Source organism: Shewanella pealeana ATCC 700345 (genome assembly GCF_000018285.1).
Lineage (GTDB): Bacteria > Pseudomonadota > Gammaproteobacteria > Enterobacterales > Shewanellaceae > Shewanella > Shewanella pealeana.
This window is the reverse complement of sequence record NC_009901.1, coordinates 292,223-315,935: the sequence shown is the minus strand read 5'-3', so window position 1 is coordinate 315,935 and position 23,713 is coordinate 292,223. Positions and strand designations below refer to the sequence as shown.

Below are 23,713 nucleotides of genomic sequence, written 5' to 3'. Positions count from 1 at the left end.
TTATTTATGACCCCAAGGCACTGGTGGCAAATCGACTGGTTTAGTCAGGTCAAAATCGACTCTGAAATCACGATTTTCACGGGTTAGGCGATAAGTAAATTCTTGTGGCTTAACGTACATGTGCCATACGTTAGTCACCGACACGTCTAAGCCATTTTCTCTAAAGTTATTAATCGAGTAAGCATCGACTGGAAATGACTGTTCGGTGGCGCTGCCCATATCTGCGGTCATGCCGCCATACATGGTCACCTTATCTTCACAGCCATCTTTATGACGATGATCGTGAGCTAGATGCAAGCCATACTGAGTTTTGGTGATCACCCAAGTGCGGGAATGATCATCACCCACATGAAATGGCACCTTTAGCACTGTGTCGCTACATTCACGCACATGCATAATGAGTTTTTTGCCGCTAAAGGCTGAATCAGCGCTATTGCCGGCAGTCACAGTACCTTCAAACGCCTTACCGCAATGAGCCGCTAGGTTATCGAAAAATGCACTCTGCTCAGAGGTGACTGCCATTGCTGGCAGTGCAAAGCTTGTAGCCGCTAGCAGGGCGATTTGTGAGTATTTTATTGTTTTCATTATTATCTCCAATGATGGGAAATTAACCCTAGCATAAACAGATAAATTTTAACTGAATGATTAAATACTTTATAAATCAATCACCCTCTAGGCTTTAGATTAATTAACTAATTATACATAGCTATAAAGTGAAAAATATCACGTATAATCCCGCGACATTTTTCAGTATCACTAAAAGCTCAATCCCACATGAGTAAGTACACAGTTCCAACCTTCTCACTAGCAATGCTACATCCCAAATATTGGTGTGTTTTATTAATTATTAGCATTAGCTACCTTTGCAGCCTATTACCATACGCGATTCAAATTCGTTTAGGTAAGCTAGTCGGCCGCGTCGTACTTAGCTTTATGAAGCGTCGCACACGCACAATTAAGCGCAATCTTGAGCTGTGTTTTCCAGACATGACTGACGCCGAGCGTGAAAAGTTAACCAAACAGAATATTGAGAATACCGGATTAGCCCTATTCGAAACGGGCATGGCTTGGTTTTGGTCTAATGCGCGTATTGCCAAGCACACCAGCGTAGTTGGCATAGAGCATATCGAAAAGCTTAAAACCGAAGGTCGTGGCGCATTGCTGATTGCAGTGCATTCACTCAACCTTGAGTTAAGCGGTCGTGCCTTTGGCCAATATGCGCAGGGCATGGCAGTATACCGCCCAAACAACAATCCTTGCTTTGACTACTTCCAATTAAAGGGCCGTTCTCAAGGTGGTCATACCTTGATCCATCGTAAGAACGTTAAGTTTATGCTGGAGGCACTCAATAATGGCGCTTTTATGTGGTACGCACCGGATCATGATTACGGTCGTCGCCGCTCTACTTTCGCGCCACTATTTGCCGTAGAAAATGCTTGTACTACAACGGGAACAAGTCTGTTAGCAGACAATACTAACTGCGCCATAGTACCGGTGGTGTTTGTACGTGATAACGATAGTGGCCACTACACCTTAACTATTAAAGAGCCAATGATAGATAAGTTTCCCAAGGGAGATGAACACGCAGGAGCCTGCTTTATCAATAAGATTGTTGAAGAGGCTATCATGGCTAAGCCAAGCCAATATATGTGGTTACATAGACGCTTTAAGAACCGCCCAGATGGTGAAAGCTCTCTGTATTAATGCTTTAAAAGCGATTCTAAAATCTAGCCTTTAACCTACTAATCAAACCAGGCTGCTGTTTTCTCGGCGGCTTGGTTTTTTACGTTATCATCGACATACATAGAGACCATGGCTAATGCCGCTGCCAAGGCGCCGAGATCGTCTGAGAATCCCATGATAGGAGTTAAGTCTGGAATGGCATCAATCGGTGAAATAAAGTAGGCCAGCGCGCCAAAGATCACCGTCTTGGCCCATTTAGGCGTGTCTGGACGCTTAGCCGCATAATAGAGACACAGGGCGTTATCTATCACTTCTCGGCCCGCTTTTTTAGCAAATAGTTTTACCTTTTGCCAAAAGCTTTCGTCGCTATATTCGATACTATCGTTTGTCTCTTGAGTCATTATCGAGCCCATTAAAAAAGGGAATACTTAATACCAATCAGTATAAGATATTCCCTCATTTTAGTTTATTTAGCTAGCCTAGACATAGACAGAAAGCCAGCCTTTGCTGCTTTACCTTTGGTTCTTTACCTTTGGTGTTTAGGGCACTTGTTTGAGCGCCCCAAGCGTTTTACTGCTTTACCTTTGGTTCTCTACCTTTGATGCTTAGGCGTGGTGCCCCAGGCATTTTTCTTAGGTGGACGTTTGCCAGCTTGTCCAGGCTTACCTTGTGCAGCCTTGTTCTGATTCGCCTTATCACCACCAGCCTTATTTTTAGCTGATTGTTTCTGACCTGCTTTATTACCGCCAGCCATACTCTGTCCAGACTTGCCAACTGCTTTACGATCATCAAATTGATCTGCTGAAAAGCGCGTAACCGCCTTCTTGCCTTTACCATCATCTTTAGTGTTTAGCTTCTTGTTGTTGCGGTTAGCTTCACGCTCCTGGCGTGTCTCTACCGGTACTAAGCAAGATGGCCCATTACCAATCAGCTTCTCCTTACCCATGGCAATAAGCGCTTCACGAATAAGTGGCCAACCTACAGGGTCATGATAACGCAGCAAGGCTTTATGTAACTTACGCTGACGACCTTTCTTCGGCACTGTAACCTGTTCACTATTGTGCTTAACGTTTTTAAGCGAGTTAAGCTCGGTGTGATAAATCGTGGTCGCATTCGCCATAGGCGATGGGTAGAAATTCTGCACCTGGTCTAGCTTGAATTTCTCACTCTTTAGCCACAAAGCCAGATTCACCATATCTTCGTTAGTGGTCCCCGGATGCGCCGAAATAAAGTAAGGGATCAGATACTGCTTCTTACCCGCTTCCTGTGAGTACTTATCGAAAAGTTCTTTAAACTTGTCGTAAGTGCCCATCCCCGGCTTCATCATCTTATTCAGCGGGCCTTCTTCGGTATGCTCAGGGGCAATCTTCAGATAACCACCTACATGATGAGTCGCCAACTCTTTCACATAACGAGGATCTTCGGTGGCTAAGTCATAACGCACACCCGAGGCGATCAATACCTTCTTGATCCCCGGTATATCACGGGCAGCGCGATATAGATCTATGGTCGCCTGATGGTCGGTATCTAAGTGACCGCAAATAGACGGGAAGATACAAGATAGACGGCGACAGGTACTCTCGGCCTTTACGCTAGTGCAGCCTAAGTGATACATGTTTGCCGTCGGGCCACCAAGATCAGAGATAACACCGGTAAAACCCGGCACCTTCTCTTGAATGTCTTTAATTTCTTTGACTATCGAATCTTGTGAACGACTCTGAATAATACGCCCTTCATGTTCGGTGATCGAACAGAATGAGCAGCCACCAAAACAGCCTCGCATGATATTAATCGAAGTCTTAATCATGTCGTAGGCAGGAATTTTCTCCTTGCCATACGAGGGGTGCGGTACGCGCTGATAAGCCAGATCGAACACGCCATCCATCTCATCGGTATTCAGTGGCCACGCAGGCGGATTAACCCAAATAGCGCGCTCGGCGTGCTTTTGAAATAGCGCACGCGCACATCCCGGATTTTGCTCTTGATGCAAAATACGCGAGGCATGGGCGTATAAATACTTATCTTCTGACACCTTTTCATAGCTTGGGAGTAAAACATAAGTTTTTTCCCACGGCTTTGGTCTTGCTGGCTGAACACTGATCGCCTTAGGCGCATCATTGTCGAATATTTTCTCGTCCGTTGGACCGGACAGGTTTTTACAACCTACGTCATCGGCGCCATAAGGATTAGGAATAGGGTCAATCTTATGCAGTTGATCGATTTTGCGTGAATCAACGCCCTTCCACTCAGGCAATGGCTCTTTACGAATAACCGTGGTACCACGAATATCATGCAGCTGTGACATAGGCTCACCAGCGGCTAAACGGTGCGACAGCTCTACTAAAGGGCGCTCGGCATTACCGTAAACTAAGATATCGGCTTTGGCGTCTAAAACCACGCTGCGGCGCACTTTATCGGACCAGTAATCGTAGTGAGCGATACGGCGTAAGCTGGCTTCTATACCACCAATTACCACAGGAACCTGCTTAAAGGCTTCTTTACAGCGCTGGGTGTAAACCGTTACTGCGCGATCGGGACGCTTACCACCGATGTTGCCAGCGGTATATGCATCGTCATGACGCATACGGCGCTCGGCCGTATAGCGGTTGATCATCGAGTCCATGTTACCTGCGGTCACGCCAAAGTAGAGGTTAGGCTTACCTAACTTCATAAAATCTTCTTTGTTTGACCAATCAGGCTGGGAAATAATCCCCACCCTAAAACCTTGAGCTTCCAGCATGCGGCCAATAACGGCCATACCAAAGCTTGGGTGATCCACGTAAGCATCGCCAGTCACGATAATAATGTCGCAACTATCCCAACCGAGCTTTGCCATCTCCTTACGGGACATAGGCAAAAAAGGCGCTGGGCGAGTGAGCTCAGGGCGATATTTGGAAAAGGTAAATAACGTGGATTCTACTTGCATGGATTAGGCAGCCTAACTGAATTCAAAAAATACGCAGATTTCGCGCCCCAACTTGCTCTCGCAACGGGGACGCGGAGTATAACAGGCTCCGCCTGCAAGGTGTGACTAAAAAAGCATCGATTTGATGCTTTTTTTAGTATAGCGTCTTATTCCCTAATTAGGCTGTGGGTATTACTAGGCTTGGCTTTAACGCTTTTTAGGCGTAATCGATACAGTCAAACTAGAGTGCGATAATAAACGAAAATAAGTTTATTAAGGCCAAGCCAATAATCACCGCCCAAGTTAACAACATGCCCCAAAAACGGCCAATATGGTAACCCCCCTTCCCTTGGGTTAAACCTACGGCATGCATTAAACGGGCGACTAACCAAATGCTACCGAATAAATGCAGTAACAAATTGTTAGCGCCATTGGTTTCGGCGACCAGCAGCAACAGCAAGGCTATGGGCGCATTTTCAAGCAAATTGGCATGCACCCTTTGAGCTAATGCCAGCGATTCATTACCAGCACTGCCAATACCGATTTTATGGGTACGCCTTAGTTTTATCACTCGATAAGTCAGAGCAACGATAAGCAATGCGGTGAGGCTGATATACAGACCAGATATGGCTAGTGACATGATGATTTCCATTAAAATTCGTATTCAACACCGCAGCATTACAATTGCGGAACATTATGTAAATAAATGGCAACTTTTTTAGCCCAAATAAGGTAAGATGCGCTCGTCAAAATATGCCAAGTGAGCATCTGCGCCGAACAACCAATAACAATCATAATAAGCAGTTGTTTAATCAAGCGAATCATCCTGAAGTCACCTATAGCGAAGTAAGATAGTGGATAATCAAGAGTTTTTAGAAAAGCGCCGTTTCATCATTAGGCTCGGTAAGGCACTGCATAAATTTGGTACTCCGGCCTACCGCCTTGAAGCCCACTTGCAAGGTGTGTCTAACGTGCTCGGCATTGAAGGTTATTTTTTGATTTCGCCTACTGCGATGACTTTTGTGCTGCAACATGAGGAAGACCAAGAATATAACCACGTCGCCCGAGTGAAACCCGGTGAACTCGATTTAGGCTCACTAGCTAGAACCGATGAGTTAGTCGAAGAGCTCATGTCTGGTCAACGCACGCTTAGTGAGGCACTTGAACGTCTAGAAGAAATTGCCAATAAGCCTAACCCCTACGGCACCAAATTAACCCTAATGGCCTTTGGCACTTCAGCAGGTGCTTTTGCCATGTTAATGGGCACCAGTTGGAACGATGTGTTCTGGTCAGGAATATTAGGCTTAATGGTTTATGGTTTAGTCTATCGCGCCGAGCGCTCTAAACGCATGGCTGAGATGCTTGAACCTCTCGCCGCCATTTTATGCGCTATTGCCGCCTATGCCATTGCCCAATTTGATCCCTCGGTGAATATTCCCGTAGTGATCCTCTCTGGCATTATCATTTTCATACCCGGTTTAGCCTTGACGCTCGGCTTAGCCGAACTGGCTGCACGAGATTTAATCTCAGGTACAGCAAGGGTCATGGATGCCTTCATGTTGCTATTTAAGCTCTATTTTGGGGTGATCTTAGGCATGGCTATAGGTAAGACACTATTTGGTGAAGTAACCTATCAGCCGCCAGAATCTTTACCCCAGTGGGGAATTTGGGCGGCGGTCCCCATTCTTTCTACAGCGCTAGTGATTATCTTTAAAGCGCGTCTAAAAGATTCACCATGGGGGATTATGGCGGGCATCGTCGCCTTCTTCTCAGCCATGTTAGGTGGACTCTATTTTGGCGAATCTATCGGTATTTTCTTTGGTGCATTAGCAGTAGGCGTATACTCCAACCTCTTCGCCCGCTGGATGAAGGCTCCCGCCTCTATCGCACTCTTACAAGGTATCGTCATCTTAGTACCCGGCAGCAAAACCTATATCGGCCTTAATACCTTAATCTTGGGTGAGACTATCTTTAATCAGTCGCACTTAGGCATTCAAATCTTCTTAATTTTCATGTCAATTGTTGCGGGCTTAATTTTTGCCAATGTCGCAGTGCCACCAAGGCGCACCCTGTAAGAATTAACGGCAATCAATACCGAAAAAGAGCGCTTATAGGCGCTCTTTTTATTAGGCTAAAACCTCTCGACTTTAATCTAACTTCCAAGTTTAGCCTAAGTTAAACAGCCTGTTATTACTTGACTAATCTACACTTAGCATATGTTATTAATCTATGCCTGTTGTCGATACTAGCCAAGGAGGACTGCTATCTATGGAACGGGTTTGCGGCCTAGCATTATCGATATTTTTTAGCATCCAAGCGGGTGCAGCTTCGGCTGAAAAAAAAATTACCGCTGTCGAAAACAAAGCTGCAGATGATTACCAGCAAAAAAAGCAAACCAAGAATATTGTCATCAAGAGTAATGACATTTTTGACCTATCCGACCCCGAAACTTTTTTTATTCATCGATGGGCCAATTACCTACATATCAATACTCGAGACTTGGTGATCCGCGATAAACTGAGCTTTTCAGAGGGCGATAAAGTCAGCCTAAAAAACTTAGAAGAAGCACAACGACTGCTACGGGCGCAAGCCTATCTTCGCGATGCCAGAGTCACATTTTCCCAACCTGCTGCTGATGCCGATCTTGCCGATGAAGGTGAAAATATTCTGGTCGAAACTTGGGACAACTGGTCACTATTACCAACCTTTAGTGCCAGCCATAGCGGTGGGGAGAGCAAGTTTTCGTTCGGTCTTAAAGAAGATAATTTGCTCGGCTACGGCATTCGTACCCGTATAAAGTATCAATCAAACGTTGATAGAACGGGCTATCTGTTTGCCGTTGAAGCACCTGTGAACGTCATCAAACACGCGACTATCGCCGCAAGCTTTTACGATAATAGCGATGGCCAAGCAAAGCATGTTTATTTTGAAAAACCTTTCTACAGTTTAGATGGCACTCACAGCTACTCCGCCGAATACTTAGATGATTTACGTATCGACACACTCAAACAAAACGGACAGGATATCAGTGAGTTTGAACATATCGAGAGCTATAACAACGCCCATTTAGGTTGGCTAGTCGAGCGCGATAGCAAACAACTCTCAAGAGTTATCACGGGGATTACCCAAGACAGGCACGAGTTCGCTCATGTCGATAGTTACCCTATGTCAGCACTGCCACAAGACCGAGATTTCCTCTACCCATGGATCGCATATCAATATCTACAAGATGACTTTAAGGTGCTCAACAATGTGCACCTAATTAAAAATAATGAGGACTTTAACTTAGGCTGGCAGCATTATTTTAAGCTCGGTATAGAAACTCGAGATATCAGTGATAACTCACCTATTGGTTACCATATTGACTTGATATCGAGCCGTGGCTATCAAGGCGATGGACAGCTGGTTTTATTAGGGATGGATGCCAAAGGGGTGTTTGCCACCAGCCAAAAAGATTTCTATCAAGTTAATCTTGCTGCAGAGTACTTCTACCATATCACCCAAAAATGGACTGCCTACTCAAAACTCAGAGTCAGCACTTCGCAAAATAACTACTTAGACGAGCCATTTGCCTTAGGTGATGAGACAGGCGTTCGCGGCTACCCAAATGACTATCAGTATGGCGATCATCAATGGGCCTTTACCGCCGAACTCCGTCACTACCCCAATATCAATCTGTATCAGTTAGCCGAGCTCGGCTGGGCAATTTTTACCGATGTGGGCCACGCCTTTGGCGGCCCCGATGAAAACAATGCGGTGTCATCACCTATCGGCAGTTTCGGTATTGGCGCGCGAATTTATTCATCGAAATCGAGCTACGGCAATGTGGCCCATATCGACTTAAGTGTGCCCTATACATCAGGGCCTGAAGTGAATAGTTGGGAGTGGCGTTTTCAGGTGAAGAGTCATTTCTAACCATGTCGTTAATTGGGCGACTAGGCTGAAGTCTATGCTGATAGACGCCTCCTAGGAACCATGGCCAGAAGACGAACTATATAAAAAAGCCTCTAATAAATGAGAGGCTTAAATGCTGGCCGATATGATTACTCTGAACCACGACTAAAAGTTATTAGCCAGACCCACGAGCCAACGCTACTTGCTATCAGCGAAGGCTTCAATTTTGGCCTTAATATCATTCTTCTGCTGTTTATTCTCCAGCTTATAGATCCGCTTTATTTGCGCCTTCATCATAGGGTCTTGCACGGTAGAGACAGTATCAAAACCCACCTCGACCTTGCCGAGAGTGGATGTTACCAATAAGCCTTGGGCAAATTTAAGATCATTTAAGCCACCACTCAAGATCAACAAATAGCTCTGCCTAGGTCGGGAATTAACGATAACTGAGTATTTATCGACACTTTCCCAACCATCCATACGAAAATTACCGATTGAATTTACCTGTTCAAGTTCAGTAAAAGTATACATTGCGGCCCGCTCTTTACTCGCTTCGCTCGAGGCGCAACCGCTCAATGCAATGCTCAATATCAACAACAGTATTGGTAATGTACGCATAAGATATCTCCTGCTTCAGTAAAATTAACTGTAGCCGCACGCGGTTAATAAGCAACAAACGGCTATTTAAAGTTACTGCACAAGGTGCAATGCCGTTAATTAAACTTGCTTAATAATGACACTATCTACCCTAGCGCTTTTAAAACCAATCTGATTTAATGCTCAAGTCGCAATGCTAATCATAACGTTCATCAGGGGCTATTATTTTTACAGGGATGCAAAACATGTTTAGGTTTGAAGTTCAGCCTAAGCAACATTCAAAATCAACATTGGCAATCATGCTAATGCTTTTTGTGTGTCAGTTTTTTGCCGTGAGTTCTGCCTATTCGGTGCAATACCCAAATGGTGAACACCCATTAGGACAATCGATATATCACCATCATAGCCATGAAGTAGTTGAGACATTCAGACATCACTCACATGCTGCTAACGCATTTAATGCCACCGAATCTATCACGCCTTACCTTGCAGTCGACTCCGCAGTCGATGGCGATAACACATTCAACACTGAACCTAATCAATTAACGGAACATGACCATGCCAATCATGGCCATACACCGTCAGATATACCTGTAGAAACAGTATTTTCCAGCCAATTTATTCACATCAAGACTATTAGCGATAACGATATACGCTACGTGGGTCACCGCTATGCGCCACCGATCCCTCCTCCGCACACCTAATTATTGTTTAGCGATGTTTAAATAACTGACTACCAGTATTTAAGTCGTTCTTATAAATAAGTGCATAAGCAACTGATATATATCAGCCTATTTCGCTGCGCTTAATAACATCTAAAATAATTTGGAGTAACAGCAATGAGCCAATCTTTGGGCACAGCCATTAAATTCATGGTGATGCTATGCGGGCTATTCGCCTCTTTTTCACTGTTTGCCCATGGTGTCGATGAAGATACCAAGCAATTTTTAACTCTTAACCAAGGGGTATCAATTCTGCCCTTTATCTATATTGGTGCTAAACACATGGTCACGGGTTATGACCATTTACTGTTTTTAGTCGGAGTGGTTTTCTTCCTCTACCGCACTAAAGACGTGCTCTTGTATGTGAGTCTATTCACCATTGGCCACAGCATTACTCTGTTAGTTGGCGTGTACTATGACATACAAGTAAATGCCTATCTGATCGACGCTATCATCGGCTTTTCCATTATTTATAAAGGTTTTGATAACTTAGGAGGCTTTCAAAGAGTATTTGGTTTTCAACCCAATACAAAAGTCGCAGTCATGATATTTGGTCTGTTTCATGGCTTTGGCTTGGCAACTAAAATTCAGGAGTTTCAATTACCGCAAGATGGACTCGTTCCAAACATCTTAGCATTCAACGTGGGGGTCGAAATCGGCCAGTTTTTAGCGCTTGGATTAGTGCTCATTTTAATGAGTATCTGGCGTCGGCATAAAAGCTACCTGCAGTTTTCAACGGTGACAAGTACCTTGTTGATGAGCGCCGGCGTAATGCTTGTGGGCTTCCAGCTCACTGGCTATTTCATTAGCTAGATGCATCCAAGTTAGACACTAATCCCAAGATTGAAAATGAGATAAATTTAAGGAACAACAATGAAAAACATCAATAACCAAACCAATATCGATAACCCAAACACCATCCCAGTCCACTCGAATGCAACGCTGCTAAAGGCCAGTATGTGTGCAGTATTGATTGGAGCAATTGTATTGGTCATCGCTATTTTACCAGCTGAGTACAACATCGACCCAACAGGCATAGGTAAAGCTGTGGGACTGACCAAGATTGCCGAAGCCGCGCAAACAGACGCCAGCCCACTCCCTCTAGTATCACCGAAAAAAACTACGTCCAGCGCTTCTAATACTCTAGAGATCGCCCCCGCACCGACAGTGAATGAAATAAAGCAAGCAAGGGCACAAGAACCAGGCATGCGCCAAGATAAAGTGAATATTGTTATCGCTGCAGGTAAGGGCCTCGAATACAAGTTTTTACTCAATCAAGGTAAGCACTTGGAATACGACTGGAGTACCGATGGCGGCGAACTATTTTTTGATTTTCATGGCGAGCCACAAGGTGATAGCACAGGCTTTTACGAAAGCTTTGCGATGACTACTGCAAGTAAAATGAAGGGTACACTAACTACCCCTTTTGCAGGCTCCCATGGTTGGTATTGGAAAAACAAAACGAACCTACCTATTACGGTAACCTTATCCACCAAAGGCGCTTATTTAATTAAGGGGTAACCAAGCTGCATGCATCTTGGGTGAACACTCTTAGAGCTAGATCTTTGCATTAGCTCCTAGATTACCCCTTAGATGAATCAAAAATAAAAGCCCGCAAGCGCTAAGCTTGCGGGCTTTTTATTTTTGATTCATTAGCTTATCGCTAATGAGCATGCCCCTGTGAGAAGTTAATCATCATCACACCTGCAGCCACCAGTACCATTCCAATCCAAGCCGTCATATCCAAATGTTCGCGATAAAATAGAGCTGAGATTAATGTCACTGACACAATCGCTAAACCGGCCCATAAAGCATGCACCACACCTACTGGCATGCCCTTCATTGCTTGGCCTAAAAAGATAAAAGCTGTTAGGTGACCTAAAATAACCAGGGCCGCAGGTAAAGGCTTACTAAAACCATCGGTGGCTTTTAGCGCCACATGAGATAACACTTCCGCAACCACACCCAATAAAAGAAAAATCCAGCTCATGCTCTTACCTTAATATTTGTTCAGCAACGCTATGTTTGCAAAGATATTTAAATTAGTGAGGCTATTATATCCCTCTAGTAAGAATTGATAATCACCATTAAATACAAATGACTTTTACCCTTAGGTAATAATCTCTTTGAGGCCTGAACATTAGCAATAAAAAAAGCTGCCTTGGTGGGCAGCTTCTCGTGTCGGAATGTCAGCGAGTAATCGCGCCTATATAAGCGACTACTTAACTAAGTGCTCAGCATGAAAACGCAGGTGGTTTTCGATAAAGCTAGAGATAAAGTAGTAGCTATGATCGAAGCCTTCTTGCATATTTAGCGTTAAAGGATATCCACTCATCTTGGCTGCGGCCTCTAGTACCTCTGGCTTTAGCTGTTCGATAAGAAAATCATCAGCTTCACCTTGATCCACTAGCGCTGGCACAAACTCAGTCGCTTGACGCATTAATAAGCTCGCATCGTAGTCAACCCAAGTTGTCGTATCACGACCCAAATAAGCAGTGAACGCCTTCTTGCCCCAAGGGCAGTTAACAGGGTTCGTAATTGGGCTAAATGCCGACACCGACTGGTAAGCCTGTGGATTACGCATGGCAATTACGAGTGCACCGTGGCCGCCCATAGAATGGCCCGCTATTGAGCGCTTATCACTAACCGGGAACATAGACTCAATCAGCTGTGGCAATTCATTAACCACATAATCGTACATTCTATAATGACGGTTCCAAGGAGCTTGGGTAGCGTTAACATAGAAACCTGCGCCCTTACCTAAGTCGTAACCCGTGTCATCGGCAACATCGTCACCACGTGGGCTGGTATCAGGGGCAACAATCGCAATACCCAGCTCAGCAGCCATACGCTGAGCACCGGCTTTTTGCATAAAGTTTTCATCGGTGCAGGTTAAACCTGACAACCAATACAGCACTGGCACTTTTTTACCATTTGACGCTTGAGGCGGTAAATAAATGGCAAATCGCATTGCGCAATTAAGTGTTTTAGATTGATGGCTGTACTGCTTATGCCAACCACCAAAGCTCTTATTTACACTGATATTTTCAACGGTCATTTAATACCGACTCCTATAAATTCTTTAAACTAATTCTGTAAAGCTCAACCTTTAAAGCTCTATCTTTAAAAATTAAGCCTTTAAAAATAACAAGCGCCAGAGAGCGCTTGTTATTTTAGACAATGATGTTACTTGTCGAAGTGGATAACAGTACGAATACTCTTACCTTCGTGCATTAGGTCAAATGCTTCGTTAACTTGCTCAAGAGCCATAGTGTGAGTGATAAAGTCACTCAACTTGAACTCACCTGCTAGGTAACGCTCAACGTATTCAGGTAGTTCAGAGCGGCCTTTAACACCACCGAACGCGCTACCTTTCCATACACGACCAGTTACTAACTGGAATGGACGAGTTGAGATCTCTTGGCCTGCACCAGCAACACCAATAACAACTGACTCACCCCAACCTTTATGACAACACTCTAATGCACTACGCATAACGTGTACGTTACCGATACACTCGAATGAGTAATCTACGCCGCCGTCTGTAAGCTCTACAATCACATCTTGGATTGGCTTGTCGTAGTCTTTAGGGTTGATGCAATCAGTAGCACCAAGCTTACGCGCTAGGTCAAACTTGCTTTCGTTAATGTCGATAGCAATGATACGTGATGCTTTAGCCATTGCCGCGCCAATAACCGCTGACAGACCAATACCCCCCATACCGAAGATAGCAACAGTTGCGCCTTCTTCTACTTTAGCGGTGTTCATTACCGCGCCCATACCGGTTGTGACACCACAACCTAGTAGACAAACTTCTTCAAGTGGCGCTTCAGGGTTAACTTTCGCTAGTGAGATCTCAGGTAATACTGTGTATTCAGAGAAAGTTGATGTACCCATGTAGTGGTAAATTTCAACACCATCTTTAGAGAAACGAGTGGTGCCATCTGGCATCAAACCTTTACCTTGAGTTTCACGGATCTTCTGACAAAGGTTAGTTTTGCCAGACTTACAGAATTTACATTCGCCGCACTCAGGAGTGTAAAGAGGGATAACGTGGTCACCCACTTTAACGCTAGTTACGCCTTCACCGATAGACTCAACGATACCGCCACCTTCGTGACCAAGAATACAAGGGAAAATACCTTCTGGATCGTCACCAGAAAGAGTAAATGCGTCTGTGTGACATACGCCTGTAGCGATCATTTTCACACGTACTTCGCCTTTTTGAGGCGGCATAACATCTACGATTTCCATAGATAGCGGTTGACCAACTGCCCAGGCAACTGCGGCTTTTGATTTGATTGTTTGTGCTGTCATTTTGTATTCCTAGTTTTAATAAACTTTAAATTACGGTGCGTCACCGTAGTGGGTATGGAAAGATTATAACTACCTGTTCATTATTGATAATCCCATCAATAGGTAATTTACCTTTACCATATGGTAATAATCTTTTGAAAATTGCTTCATTAATTACAGAAGCACTTTTTAAAACATATGTCTTAAAGTAGTTGCTAAGCAGTGTACTGCTTAGCTTCACTTTCTATAGTCAGTCATTTAACGTAACTGACTATCTTTACTGCCGCGGCGATTAAACAAGTGTTGCTTCGCCTGACTGTTATCAAGTTCATTTTGACAAGCAATACAGAGTCGAACACCAGGAACGGCTATACGCCTTGCTTGTGGGATATCTTCACCACATTCTTCACAATGCAGTCGACTTTCACCGCCAATAAGTCGGCTCCTCGCCGCAGCGACCGCATCCTCTACACTGCTATCTATTTGATCTTGTACTGCACCATCTCTTGACCATCCACCTGCCATGTTAGTACCTCTCTATGACAATTAGCGGTTACCGAGCATGAATCGATTCAACTGCCTATTAATCTATAGCCAAAGGTAAGGGCTGCGTCTAACAATCTACACCTTCTACTATCTGTAATAACTTATGTAAGCCATGTAAGGCAAAGCACTCCATGTCCCTCGGCGCTCAGTTAACTAAGCAGGTTTTAAAGCTTATCAGCCTGCCTCATTTCAATAACAAACATTATAGTTGTTCCAATAGATATGATAATCCACCAAAGCCTTAAAACACCTTTGCAGATAGGTAACAATAATCAGCCATATTGCTAGGCTATAGATGTAAAAAAAGCGCCGAAGCGCTTTTTGCATTACTGGTATAAGTGCTATTTAAGCCGGTATCGGCTCACTCTTCAGCGTTATTTGTTAGCCGCAACATGGGTCGCGATTGCATCCATTAATGCTGGTGATAAACAGTCATAAGGAGGTAAACCGAGATCCTTAAGAGTTTGGCGAACATCTGCCATAGCCTCAGGCGCAGTACCCGACTCTATGATTGAAGATACAAACGCAGCGAACTCTGGCGCCGACCAACCTTGCTGCTTAGATAGCTCTGTATGCACAAAGTCTAAGCCATAGAAAGGGTGCCCCGTGTTTTCGATGCGGCCATACATATGAGTGCCGCACTCTTTACAAGCGTGACGTTGAATTGCAGCGCTCTCATCAATGATGTGTAGCTTGTCGGCATTAGCGGTTACGCTAACCTTATCTTTTGCGACTACGGCAATTTGTGCAAATAGCGCGCCTTCAGGCTTCCAACATTTACTGCAGCCACATACATGGTTATGAGCAGTTTGTGCTGCAATGGTGACTTCAACTGGATTGTTTGCACATTTACATTGCAGTGATCCGCCAGCAAAACTAGCTGCCGTTGCAGGAATGCCGTTGTCGACTTGTGGGTGAATTAACGTTGTCATAATAATTGATCCTAAAATGGGCCAAGACTCAAATATCAACCCCATACTAAATTCCATACTAAACGCAGGGGGGGGGAACTTAAGCCTTGGCGATATCGGTAAATCGTTCAGTGCTTAAAGCAGCATTGAAACGAGAGACGTGTGGCAGCAATTATATTCCTCACATATGATTTGATAATCCGAGGTTTTTACAAATGACTTTTTCTATTTAGTAATAATTAAAAGCATGAGGAACTCAGCTATATGAGCAACAGAAGAGAGATATTGGTTTTGTCGATGATTAAATTAAAAATTGCTTTTACCTCATTTATGTTAATAATTAAGCCATATTTTCCAGCCATAATTTCTAGAGAGTAACAATGTTTAATTGGGAAGGTGTGAGTGAGTTCGTTGCCGTCGCAGAAGCCGAAAGCTTTACCAAGGCATCGCAACGGTTAGGGATCTCGACTGCGCAGGTTAGTCGGCAGATAAGTGCATTAGAAACACGCTTAGCCTCTAAACTGTTTCATCGCACCACCAGAAAGGTATCTGTTACCGAAGTGGGTCGGGTCTATTATCAGCATTGTAGACAGGTACTCGATGGCCTCGAAGAAGCCGAGCGCGCCATTACTAACTTACAAACTACCCCAAGAGGCCTGTTAAAGATCACTGCGCCTGTAACCTATGGTGAAAAAACCATTGCTCCACTAATTAATGACTTTGCATCGCTGTATCCTGAGCTTGAAGTCAAACTCAATCTAAGCAATCAGAAGTTAGACCTAGTCGATGAGGGCTATGATCTGGCGATCCGCCTTGGCCATTTAGAAGATTCAAGCATGATGGCTAAGAAGCTCAGCAGCCGAACTCAATATGTGTGTGCCTCGCCAAACTACTTAGCAACTTATGGTTTACCCCATTCACTATCTGAACTTGATCAGCATAACTGTTTAATTGGCACCATGGACTATTGGCGCTTTCAAGAGAGCGGTAAAACCAGGAATGTACGGGTTAAAGGCAGCTTGAGTTGCAACAGTGGCCATGCCCTGGTTGATGCAGCCATTAAAGGCATAGGCATAGTGCAGCTGCCCGATTATTACGTATTACCCTTTATTGAATCGGGTGAGCTAACCCCCTTGCTCGAGCAAAACCGCCAACCCGAAGAAGGGATCTGGGCGCTGTACCCACAAAATCGCCACCTTTCGCCTAAGGTACGCATGCTGCTGGATTTCCTGAGTGAAGGCCTAAAATAGAGACTAGGCCCCACTCGCTTTGGCCTGCTGAGTGATATGCTTATCACTCAGCAGCAAAGTAGACCTGATTACGACCACGCTGTTTTGCTTGATATAACGCACTATCTGCAATCTTCAGCGTATTTTCAAGCTTATCGGCCCCATCACTCGTAGCGCCGCCAATAGAAGCCGTAATGGGTCCATATATATCTGTCCAGCCCTTAATCTTGATGCTTTCAATGCTACTTCGAATACTCTCAGCCACGCGTTCAGCTCCCTGCTTTGTCGTGTCGCTCAGAATGATGGAAAACTCTTCCCCCCCCATTCGACTCACCAGATCTACGGCACGAACTGAATTTTTTAACACCTTGCTCAATTCAATAAGCACTTGGTCTCCCATATCATGGCCAGCGGTATCATTAATCTTTTTAAAGAAATCCACGTCCATAACCAAAACCCAAAACTGGCTTTTGTTACGCTGTACACGGTTTAACTCCTCTTGCGCAAATTCATGGAACTTTCTACGGTTTGCCAGCCCGGTTAATTGGTCGTTCATTGCAGCTAAGGTCAGTAGCTGTTCCATTTGTCGACGTTCAAGATCCATCTTCTCTTGAAAAAGAGCTGAATAACTTATCATGAGTATGACAAACCAACAGATAGTTACGACAAAAATGCCACATAGTTCCCCATCTATTGCGCAAAGCGATTTAATCAACAAATAACCAAGTATTGCTGGGACGAAATAACCTGCAGCGGTTTGTCGACGTGCTATTTTCCCGCCAATAAAAGGACTTAAGATTGCGTTCACACCACCAACTTTAGCCGTCATCATTAATGCCGCTATGGCCAGAACAAACCCTATAAATGCCGTCAACATCGACATTTGGCCGTAAAACTGTTCAAGCCCGTAGGCATAACCAGTAAAAGAAACCGTGGGTATGGCTAAAGCAATGAAGGCAAACAACTGCGAAGCAATTAATTTTTGCCCAACAAACAATACCAAGCTAATAGCAATAAAAAGAAACATGACAGAGGAGTTAATCCCCATGCTATTACTTTTGCCATTTTTTAATTCTAGCGCGACTTGTTCCTGAAAAGGCGTGAGTATCGCTGAGAAGTTTGAGCCAGAAATTACATCAAAAATAAGGGTCAATGTAATAATGATAACTGCCGATAATAACAACAGCGCCAAGTTAGCATCACTTTTCTTTTTACTTATCCAAAGAGCGGTTCCTATAAAAATCATACACATTGCAGTTAATGGGTTCGTCGCAGGTCCATTAGTGACAGGTCTATATATCCATTCCATAGCGCCCAAATAGCCAAACATTGCCGCACAGCCAAAAATAATACCGACAGCCGATAAGGGCCGAATCATAGCTTGAGAATACTTAACTAATAACCAAGAGTTTTCGCTTACTTTACTTTCTAGCATAAGTGATTTATTTCACGTTCCAATACAACTAATTAGCCTTGTTTTAACAGGTTAAAACAACATAACTGACTATAATAATTGCTGTTCTCTAGATAGGGAAACATTTACTCTAGCTAAAGCACCTATTTCTGTAATTCATCTAAGTTTGGTCTTACATTCAAACGAATGCTGCTCCCCAGAAGCTTGAGATAGACATGCTGAAGCTCTAATAATTTAGCCACCACTAGGCTATAACCAACACATAATTATTACCAGCACGCAAAAGTAATTTACCTTTTGAGCTAATTGTTCCTAGATGAATGGTAACTATAATGAGCGCCATTAAAGCCCTGCACTCGGTCATACCCTGCGTATCCCTTTCAGTCCCAAGGCTCTTGTTAAATTACATCCGCATCTGTCGATGCTTAGAGGAATTATTATGTCTCGTATTGTTATTGTTGGTGGTGGCGCTGCAGGTCTTGAAATCGCAAGCATGCTAGGTCGCAGTGTAAATAGCCAAGATGAAGTTATTCTGGTTGAAGGTGAAACTCACCATTATTGGAAGCCACGCTTTCATGAGATTGCTGCAGGTACTTTTGACAGCGATCTCGACACAATCTGCTATTTCAGCCATGGCGCTAATAATGGTTACATGCATTACCAAGCTTGGATGACAGACGTCAATCGAGCGGCCAAGCAACTCGTGGTTCGTAAGCCTAACGGTGAAACTGATACGCTAGCTTACGATTACTTAATCATTGCCATCGGCGCAATTAGTAATGACTTTGCTACCCAAGGTGCGAAAGAGCATTGCCTATTCTTAGATACACCAGAGCAAGCCCGTGATAGCTGGCACCAAATCAGCTCACTGCTGCGCTCAGGTCTGAGTCGCACCATTAATATCGTTGGCGCTGGTGCCACCGGTTTAGAGCTCGCGGCTGAATTAGCTAAAGTCAGTGAAGAGTTAAGTCGCAATCCTTATGCGGCAAAGCTTAATATCAACTTGATTGAAGCTGCAGACCGTGTATTACCAAACGGCCCAGTGAAAATGTCTGAGCAAGCATTATTAAGGCTTGAGAAGTATCAAGTTAATGTCATGCTCAATACCCGTATCGCCAGTGTTGAAGCGGATCGTATGACCACCAGCGACGGCCAAGTGCTAAATGCCGACGTGCAATTTTGGGCTGCAGGTATTAAGGCGCCGGATTGGCTAAAAGAGATTGGCGGTCTGCAGAGCAATTCGCTAAATCAATTAGTGGTTGAGCAAACTCTGGCAACGACATTTGATTCATCGATTTTCGCTCTGGGTGATTGCGCCGCGATCCCACAAGCAGATGGCAGCCAGGTACCGCCAAAAGCACAAGCAGCTAACCGTGCAGCCGTGCATTTAGCTAAAAATCTTGTTGCCCATTTAAAGGGCAAGCCCCTCAAGCCTTTCGTCTACAACGACGGTGGCATGGTAGTCGCTATCGGCCATAACTTTGCCATTAGCACCATGATGAACGATAGATTGATCTTAAAAGGCCGCCTAGTCCGTCGCCTCTACGATACGATTTTCCGTTTACATCAAAAAACTGTCAGTGGTTACTTAGCCATGTCACGTTTGATTATCTTCAAGCGACTAAAGTGTCTATTTAAACCAGTCTAATTGCTAAGTCACACACAACTAAATGTATGATTCGCCTCTTTGATTGCCTCCCCCTAAGGTTATTAGGGGTAAGGCGGACCACCTAATTAAGCCCGCTTATCTTTCGATAGGCGGGCTTTTTGAGTTATTAGATAGGCTGTTATTACTTTGAAATCACTTAGAATTTTATATCTACACCAAAACTAAAGACCAAGTCTTCATCATTAATCGAACCATTGACTGCAAACTCACCAAACATTTCGGTTCGAGTATATTGGCCTTTAAAATAAACCGTGGCGGGGCTATTTAATAGCGTACTGTTCATCCCTTGAGTCCAGGCCACATCATACATCTCCATTTCCACTCCAGCGAAAGAGCGAGCACCAAACATCTCGATAAATGTGAAATGAGTTTCATTCCATGGGTGTAAAATATATAGGTTTAAACTTGAAAGCTGGCTGTGATTTCCGCCGCCAAGCTCCTCTGGAACATCTGTTCGTAGCTCATTGCTTTCATCTAGGGCCAAATAACTATAGTTGATACTCGGGAAGAACATCGTCTTACCATTATCAGCGTTGAACGGCAGCATATAGCCAATAGTGTTCAGTACAGATTCATTATTGGTGTTAATAATATCGGCATAAATCCCACCAAATCGATCGTCAAAATTGATCAATCTAAATCGGCTGTCACTTGTTCCGGTCTCAAACTCATACAAAAAAATGAGCTCGTTCTCGTTGTCACCATACCAGTTTTTGGCACCGTTACCGAATGCCAGTTTTAACTCACCATGATGGCTAACCTCGACACCTACTTTTCCGGCTGCATTTCTTGGGTCTTTAGTGTGGCGTTCCTCTTCAGCGTGTGCAGAGGTGGGAATCAGCATAACGGCAAGTAAGGAAACTAATAGAGCATTCTTCATCTTATCATCCAATTCATTATAATTATTAGAGCGTATAAATAACCAAACCAGACGGCTTGTGTTGCTATATTCGATGAATTAATGATTCAGTTCTGACAAGTAAGTAATGCAATTTTGATTAGGGCGCTCAGTGCTAACCGAGATGACACAATCCAAATAAAATAGGGGAAACGTTCAAATTATTGCGCAGATAAATAGGCTTGCAGCAAGTCGCCAGCTTCAGCTAAGCCATGATGAAAATTGAAAACCAGTCAGGTAAAATGGATAGAAATCAGCAGTAATAAGCGAATATATTAAGTTAGCCGAGCTCAACACTGAGACGTTCGCCTAAATAAAGATGTAGAGGGGTAGACATGATAGTCGAGAGGTAGAGATTAGCGGTTAGAAGAAATAGACATCCATTAATGCCAGCCAATATAAAGAGCATGACCAAGCCTAACGCTTGGCCATACTAGATATTGTTTTAGTCTTGCTTCTCAAGCTCCAAGATAGAATAAGCTTCCAACAATCTCGACTCAACGACAGGGATCGTTAACTTACACTTATCGATAAAACAAACATCTTGGGCTTCAATCTCAGCAATTTGGTCCGCTAAGAATCGGTCACCTATCGTCTCTCGCAGCCATTGTTCAAGTAATGAAAAATTGACCGACGGCAATGACTGACGCGTCCCCTGAATAAAGTAATGAAATTCGGCTAAGCTTAAAATATTACAGGTAAATATTCCACGAGGTCGATTCAATACTGCTGCGATAAGCTCTTCATCAGGCATCAGTTTTCGTGTTATTTGTGTAGCAAACTCTGGTGTCATTAACATCCGCTTACCCCTCTTTACCCAGCTTGCCTACTTGTTCGAGTCGGTCAGCCACTTCTTTCATGTTCATGCTTTCAAGCAGTGCTCGAGTTGGCCATCCCGTATCAGGATCCCAACCTTCGGCTCGATAATAGTGACTCTTCCACGTCTCGACACCTTCGCGACAGTGTGAACGTCCTAGCATGTCACGATAATCCCACTCTCCCGCTTCATTTGTAGCTGGCCAAAGGAAAGTCGGCAACTTACTGTAGGTCAGCTTTTTGTCATAAATATAATCGGCAAATTTAGCATCATCACGGTGGCGCCCTTCTAGCACCCATATCGCATTATCTAAATTTAAGATCCGCCGCCCACGCTCTATACCATCAACATAACTAATATCTTCACCTGTTACCGCATTCCACCACACATGCTCACCCACCTCATCATTACCTGTCGCCCCGCGCAGATCTTCACGCTGTAAATTCACACAATCTGGCCAGCGGAAGTCACACATCAAGGCAGAATTTTTCCAGAAGCGACCATAGTGATTAACCCATTGCACTTGACGGGCTAACACTTCTGAGTACATGTTATGACTTGCGTAATCCATAGCACTGACTTCATCAGGCTTGATATAGGGCGCCATTTTTTCAACAAAACACGTCGCCATCTCCTTTGCGGGAATAGGGAGATCGATACCAGATAGCTTGGCAAGGTTCACGGTCCAATAGATCCAATTTAAGGCGTGATCATTCATGTCCCGATCAGTCATTAGTGTGGCATAGCCCCACTCCAGTTCGGCACGAGTATCGTAACCGTGTTCTGGCATACCATAGTAAGGGTAGTCCAACGTACCATTATCAACATCTGCGCCATGCCCTAACGCCTGCACACCAGGTACGACTCCGTCAAGAAAATGCGCGCCGATATCCGTACCCGTCGCAATAGCGTGACAGAATTTGTCGGCAAACTCCCTTGAACCCAAGATTTCATAGGGCAGATTACTATCAATCTTTTTACCTACACCTAGCTTGCCCTTAGCATGCAATTTTTGCATCCATGGGATGAGTGCCATGATGGCATAAGTGTTAATCCCCAGCCGATTAGCTAAGTCCCCGGCATAAAGGCTGTCCGCAGTTAAATCTATGCTTCGGTTGTGTAAGCTGAGTTTCGCATCTCCGCCAAACTTATAGGAACGCACAGCACCTAGATACCACACTGATGTTTGGCAGGTCACTTCATTGCCATAACCTATAGCATTACGCTGTTTGCAACCGTTAACGCAGCCATGGCAGGAAGATGCTCGGTGCTCTGTCGGCATTTGAGAAAACGTTATAGCTGCAGGCCCAGCACTGAGTCCGTTATAAGTGAAATTCGTTGATTTATCGACATCGACCGCGTAGAACTCACGGGTCTTAAAGCGAGCCTTGACCAATGCGGCTGGATCGGCAATATCAACCGACCCCGTACCGATAAAGCTAATAGCCTTCAGGTTTTTAGATCCAAATACCGCTCCATTTCCGCCCTGACCCGCCGCATTTCCCGCCCCATGGATCAAACACCCTAATGCAGCCTGGTTTTCACCCGCAGGACCAATAGCTAATACAGAGGCCTTTTGTGTTGTACGACCAATATCGTTGCCGTCTAGCTGAGCATTCCAGCCTGCGGCCACATCTATTTTGGCAACATTTTCCTGAATAAATTGCTGAGTCTCATGGGTATCTTTACCCCACAAGTGGCTAGCATCACGGATCATTACATGGTGATTACGCACGTCAATATAGACAGGATAAGGTGCCTTACCCGTGATGGTTATCGCATCCCAGCCTGCATGCTTCATCATAGAAGAGAAATGACCGCCAAAATTTGAACGAGTGAAGCGATTACGAGGGATCAATCCCACCGAAACGTTAGTTACTTCGCAGCGACCACCAGCAGAAGGAACATTGGTGCCAGAAAAAGGTGAGCCTGCAATTGTGATGACGTTACGTGGATCGCGGCCATCAATTACCGCTTCGATATCTTCGCATAAATCCCAAAATAGCTTGGCACCAAAGCCGTGCCCACCGCCCCACTCATAATAATCTTCAGTAGGCAAAACATGATGAGTCATATTATTTAAATCAATGTGCAGGATTTTGCCTGCGTAACCTTTTAATTTTTTCATGAAA

At 44.3% G+C, this 23,713-nt stretch carries 22 protein-coding genes; 8 read left to right on the top strand and 14 right to left on the bottom strand.

All coding sequences use genetic code 11. The features are described 5' to 3' along the window. Positions 1-585 carry a hypothetical protein gene (locus SPEA_RS01535; protein ID WP_012153551.1) on the bottom strand — a complete coding sequence of 195 codons (585 nt, stop codon included), beginning with the start codon at positions 583-585 and terminating at the stop codon, positions 1-3. Positions 586-774: 189 nt separating this feature from the next. On the opposite strand from SPEA_RS01535, the gene lpxL reads away from it, so the two are divergent. Further along, positions 775-1,704 (top strand): LpxL/LpxP family Kdo(2)-lipid IV(A) lauroyl/palmitoleoyl acyltransferase, encoded by a 930-nt coding sequence (lpxL, locus tag SPEA_RS01530; protein ID WP_012153550.1) that lies wholly within the window; start codon positions 775-777, stop codon positions 1,702-1,704. 38 nt (positions 1,705-1,742) lie between these two features. Here lpxL and SPEA_RS01525 read toward each other — a convergent pair whose 3' ends face one another. The 3 genes from SPEA_RS01525 to SPEA_RS01515 form a co-directional block, all read right to left on the bottom strand. Beyond that, positions 1,743-2,084, bottom strand: a complete 342-nt coding sequence (locus tag SPEA_RS01525) for a YkvA family protein (protein WP_041410766.1) — start codon at positions 2,082-2,084, stop codon at positions 1,743-1,745. A gap of 191 nt (positions 2,085-2,275) precedes the next feature. Continuing rightward, a complete protein-coding gene (locus tag SPEA_RS01520) occupies positions 2,276-4,609 on the bottom strand; it encodes a YgiQ family radical SAM protein (RefSeq protein WP_012153548.1) in 2,334 nt (777 codons plus the stop codon). Between the two features lie 220 nt (positions 4,610-4,829). Further along, a complete protein-coding gene (locus tag SPEA_RS01515) occupies positions 4,830-5,228 on the bottom strand; it encodes an MAPEG family protein (protein ID WP_041410765.1) in 399 nt (132 codons plus the stop codon). 214 nt (positions 5,229-5,442) lie between these two features. Here SPEA_RS01515 and SPEA_RS01510 point away from each other — a divergent pair, with 214 nt between their 5' ends. Both SPEA_RS01510 and SPEA_RS01505 read left to right on the top strand, forming a co-directional pair. Further along, the gene (locus SPEA_RS01510; protein WP_012153546.1) at positions 5,443-6,663 is read left to right on the top strand and encodes a threonine/serine exporter family protein; all 1,221 of its coding nucleotides are present in this window, start codon (positions 5,443-5,445) and stop codon (positions 6,661-6,663) included. 193 nt (positions 6,664-6,856) lie between these two features. Then, on the top strand, positions 6,857-8,503 hold the full coding sequence (locus tag SPEA_RS01505; RefSeq protein ID WP_041410764.1) for a ShlB/FhaC/HecB family hemolysin secretion/activation protein: 1,647 nt from the start codon (positions 6,857-6,859) through the stop codon (positions 8,501-8,503). Positions 8,504-8,680: 177 nt separating this feature from the next. Here SPEA_RS01505 and SPEA_RS01500 read toward each other — a convergent pair whose 3' ends face one another. Beyond that, the gene (locus tag SPEA_RS01500) at positions 8,681-9,100 is read right to left on the bottom strand and encodes a DUF6491 family protein (RefSeq protein ID WP_012153544.1); all 420 of its coding nucleotides are present in this window, start codon (positions 9,098-9,100) and stop codon (positions 8,681-8,683) included. Positions 9,101-9,324: 224 nt separating this feature from the next. Between SPEA_RS01500 and SPEA_RS01495 the strand changes: the two genes are divergently transcribed. The 3 genes from SPEA_RS01495 to SPEA_RS01485 all read left to right on the top strand — a co-directional run bounded on the left by SPEA_RS01495 (position 9,325) and on the right by SPEA_RS01485 (position 11,322). Next, positions 9,325-9,783, top strand: a complete 459-nt coding sequence (locus tag SPEA_RS01495) for a hypothetical protein (protein WP_083766699.1) — start codon at positions 9,325-9,327, stop codon at positions 9,781-9,783. 135 nt (positions 9,784-9,918) lie between these two features. After that, on the top strand, positions 9,919-10,614 hold the full coding sequence (locus tag SPEA_RS01490) for a HupE/UreJ family protein (protein WP_012153542.1): 696 nt from the start codon (positions 9,919-9,921) through the stop codon (positions 10,612-10,614). Between the two features lie 60 nt (positions 10,615-10,674). Continuing rightward, a complete protein-coding gene (locus SPEA_RS01485) occupies positions 10,675-11,322 on the top strand; it encodes a hypothetical protein (RefSeq protein ID WP_012153541.1) in 648 nt (215 codons plus the stop codon). Positions 11,323-11,464: 142 nt separating this feature from the next. Here SPEA_RS01485 and SPEA_RS01480 read toward each other — a convergent pair whose 3' ends face one another. From SPEA_RS01480 to gfa, 5 genes are all read right to left on the bottom strand, one after another. Then, the gene (locus SPEA_RS01480) at positions 11,465-11,791 is read right to left on the bottom strand and encodes a DMT family transporter (RefSeq protein WP_012153540.1); all 327 of its coding nucleotides are present in this window, start codon (positions 11,789-11,791) and stop codon (positions 11,465-11,467) included. Positions 11,792-12,019: 228 nt separating this feature from the next. After that, positions 12,020-12,859: an S-formylglutathione hydrolase gene (fghA, locus tag SPEA_RS01475; RefSeq protein ID WP_012153539.1), complete on the bottom strand. Its 840-nt coding sequence runs from the start codon at positions 12,857-12,859 to the stop codon at positions 12,020-12,022. Positions 12,860-12,987: 128 nt separating this feature from the next. Continuing rightward, positions 12,988-14,118, bottom strand: coding sequence for an S-(hydroxymethyl)glutathione dehydrogenase/class III alcohol dehydrogenase (locus tag SPEA_RS01470; protein ID WP_012153538.1), 1,131 nt, complete (start codon positions 14,116-14,118; stop codon positions 12,988-12,990). Positions 14,119-14,355: 237 nt separating this feature from the next. Beyond that, complete coding sequence (locus SPEA_RS01465) at positions 14,356-14,622, bottom strand: DksA/TraR family C4-type zinc finger protein (RefSeq protein ID WP_012153537.1); 267 nt, start codon at positions 14,620-14,622, stop codon at positions 14,356-14,358. Positions 14,623-15,017: 395 nt separating this feature from the next. After that, positions 15,018-15,575, bottom strand: a complete 558-nt coding sequence (gene gfa / locus SPEA_RS01460; protein WP_012153536.1) for an S-(hydroxymethyl)glutathione synthase — start codon at positions 15,573-15,575, stop codon at positions 15,018-15,020. Between the two features lie 359 nt (positions 15,576-15,934). Here gfa and SPEA_RS01455 point away from each other — a divergent pair, with 359 nt between their 5' ends. Continuing rightward, on the top strand, positions 15,935-16,804 hold the full coding sequence (locus SPEA_RS01455) for a LysR family transcriptional regulator (protein WP_012153535.1): 870 nt from the start codon (positions 15,935-15,937) through the stop codon (positions 16,802-16,804). A gap of 43 nt (positions 16,805-16,847) precedes the next feature. Here the strand turns inward: SPEA_RS01455 and SPEA_RS22375 are convergent, their stop codons facing one another. Continuing rightward, positions 16,848-18,218 carry a GGDEF domain-containing protein gene (locus SPEA_RS22375; RefSeq protein WP_012153534.1) on the bottom strand — a complete coding sequence of 457 codons (1,371 nt, stop codon included), beginning with the start codon at positions 18,216-18,218 and terminating at the stop codon, positions 16,848-16,850. A gap of 418 nt (positions 18,219-18,636) precedes the next feature. On the opposite strand from SPEA_RS22375, the gene SPEA_RS01445 reads away from it, so the two are divergent. Beyond that, positions 18,637-19,845 (top strand): NAD(P)/FAD-dependent oxidoreductase, encoded by a 1,209-nt coding sequence (locus SPEA_RS01445; RefSeq protein ID WP_012153533.1) that lies wholly within the window; start codon positions 18,637-18,639, stop codon positions 19,843-19,845. 157 nt (positions 19,846-20,002) lie between these two features. Here SPEA_RS01445 and SPEA_RS01440 read toward each other — a convergent pair whose 3' ends face one another. From SPEA_RS01440 to SPEA_RS01430, 3 genes are all read right to left on the bottom strand, one after another. Beyond that, positions 20,003-20,746 carry a hypothetical protein gene (locus SPEA_RS01440; RefSeq protein ID WP_012153532.1) on the bottom strand — a complete coding sequence of 248 codons (744 nt, stop codon included), beginning with the start codon at positions 20,744-20,746 and terminating at the stop codon, positions 20,003-20,005. Positions 20,747-21,209: 463 nt separating this feature from the next. Beyond that, complete coding sequence (locus SPEA_RS01435) at positions 21,210-21,563, bottom strand: hypothetical protein (RefSeq protein WP_012153531.1); 354 nt, start codon at positions 21,561-21,563, stop codon at positions 21,210-21,212. Between the two features lie 4 nt (positions 21,564-21,567). Further along, positions 21,568-23,709 carry an aldehyde ferredoxin oxidoreductase N-terminal domain-containing protein gene (locus SPEA_RS01430; protein ID WP_012153530.1) on the bottom strand — a complete coding sequence of 714 codons (2,142 nt, stop codon included), beginning with the start codon at positions 23,707-23,709 and terminating at the stop codon, positions 21,568-21,570. Positions 23,710-23,713 lie beyond the last annotated feature (4 nt).

Bases quoted from the DNA above. Each gene is read 5' to 3' on its own strand.
- SPEA_RS01535 (WP_012153551.1), bottom strand. From the start codon at position 585: ATGAAAACAATAAAATACTCACAAATCGCCCTGCTAGCGGCTACAAGC.
- SPEA_RS01490 (WP_012153542.1), top strand. From the start codon at position 9,919: ATGAGCCAATCTTTGGGCACAGCCATTAAATTCATGGTGATGCTATGC.
- SPEA_RS01500 (WP_012153544.1), bottom strand. From the start codon at position 9,100: ATGCGTACATTACCAATACTGTTGTTGATATTGAGCATTGCATTGAGC.
- SPEA_RS01515 (WP_041410765.1), bottom strand. From the start codon at position 5,228: ATGTCACTAGCCATATCTGGTCTGTATATCAGCCTCACCGCATTGCTT.
- SPEA_RS01470 (WP_012153538.1), bottom strand. From the start codon at position 14,118: ATGACAGCACAAACAATCAAATCAAAAGCCGCAGTTGCCTGGGCAGTT.
- SPEA_RS01430 (WP_012153530.1), bottom strand. From the start codon at position 23,709: ATGAAAAAATTAAAAGGTTACGCAGGCAAAATCCTGCACATTGATTTA.
- SPEA_RS01505 (WP_041410764.1), top strand. From the start codon at position 6,857: ATGGAACGGGTTTGCGGCCTAGCATTATCGATATTTTTTAGCATCCAA.
- SPEA_RS01435 (WP_012153531.1), bottom strand. From the start codon at position 21,563: ATGTTAATGACACCAGAGTTTGCTACACAAATAACACGAAAACTGATG.
- SPEA_RS22375 (WP_012153534.1), bottom strand. From the start codon at position 18,218: ATGCTAGAAAGTAAAGTAAGCGAAAACTCTTGGTTATTAGTTAAGTAT.
- SPEA_RS01525 (WP_041410766.1), bottom strand. From the start codon at position 2,084: ATGACTCAAGAGACAAACGATAGTATCGAATATAGCGACGAAAGCTTT.
- fghA (WP_012153539.1), bottom strand. From the start codon at position 12,859: ATGACCGTTGAAAATATCAGTGTAAATAAGAGCTTTGGTGGTTGGCAT.
- SPEA_RS01455 (WP_012153535.1), top strand. From the start codon at position 15,935: ATGTTTAATTGGGAAGGTGTGAGTGAGTTCGTTGCCGTCGCAGAAGCC.
- SPEA_RS01495 (WP_083766699.1), top strand. From the start codon at position 9,325: ATGTTTAGGTTTGAAGTTCAGCCTAAGCAACATTCAAAATCAACATTG.
- SPEA_RS01440 (WP_012153532.1), bottom strand. From the start codon at position 20,746: ATGAAGAATGCTCTATTAGTTTCCTTACTTGCCGTTATGCTGATTCCC.
- SPEA_RS01445 (WP_012153533.1), top strand. From the start codon at position 18,637: ATGTCTCGTATTGTTATTGTTGGTGGTGGCGCTGCAGGTCTTGAAATC.
- gfa (WP_012153536.1), bottom strand. From the start codon at position 15,575: ATGACAACGTTAATTCACCCACAAGTCGACAACGGCATTCCTGCAACG.
- SPEA_RS01465 (WP_012153537.1), bottom strand. From the start codon at position 14,622: ATGGCAGGTGGATGGTCAAGAGATGGTGCAGTACAAGATCAAATAGAT.
- SPEA_RS01485 (WP_012153541.1), top strand. From the start codon at position 10,675: ATGAAAAACATCAATAACCAAACCAATATCGATAACCCAAACACCATC.
- SPEA_RS01480 (WP_012153540.1), bottom strand. From the start codon at position 11,791: ATGAGCTGGATTTTTCTTTTATTGGGTGTGGTTGCGGAAGTGTTATCT.
- lpxL (WP_012153550.1), top strand. From the start codon at position 775: ATGAGTAAGTACACAGTTCCAACCTTCTCACTAGCAATGCTACATCCC.
- SPEA_RS01520 (WP_012153548.1), bottom strand. From the start codon at position 4,609: ATGCAAGTAGAATCCACGTTATTTACCTTTTCCAAATATCGCCCTGAG.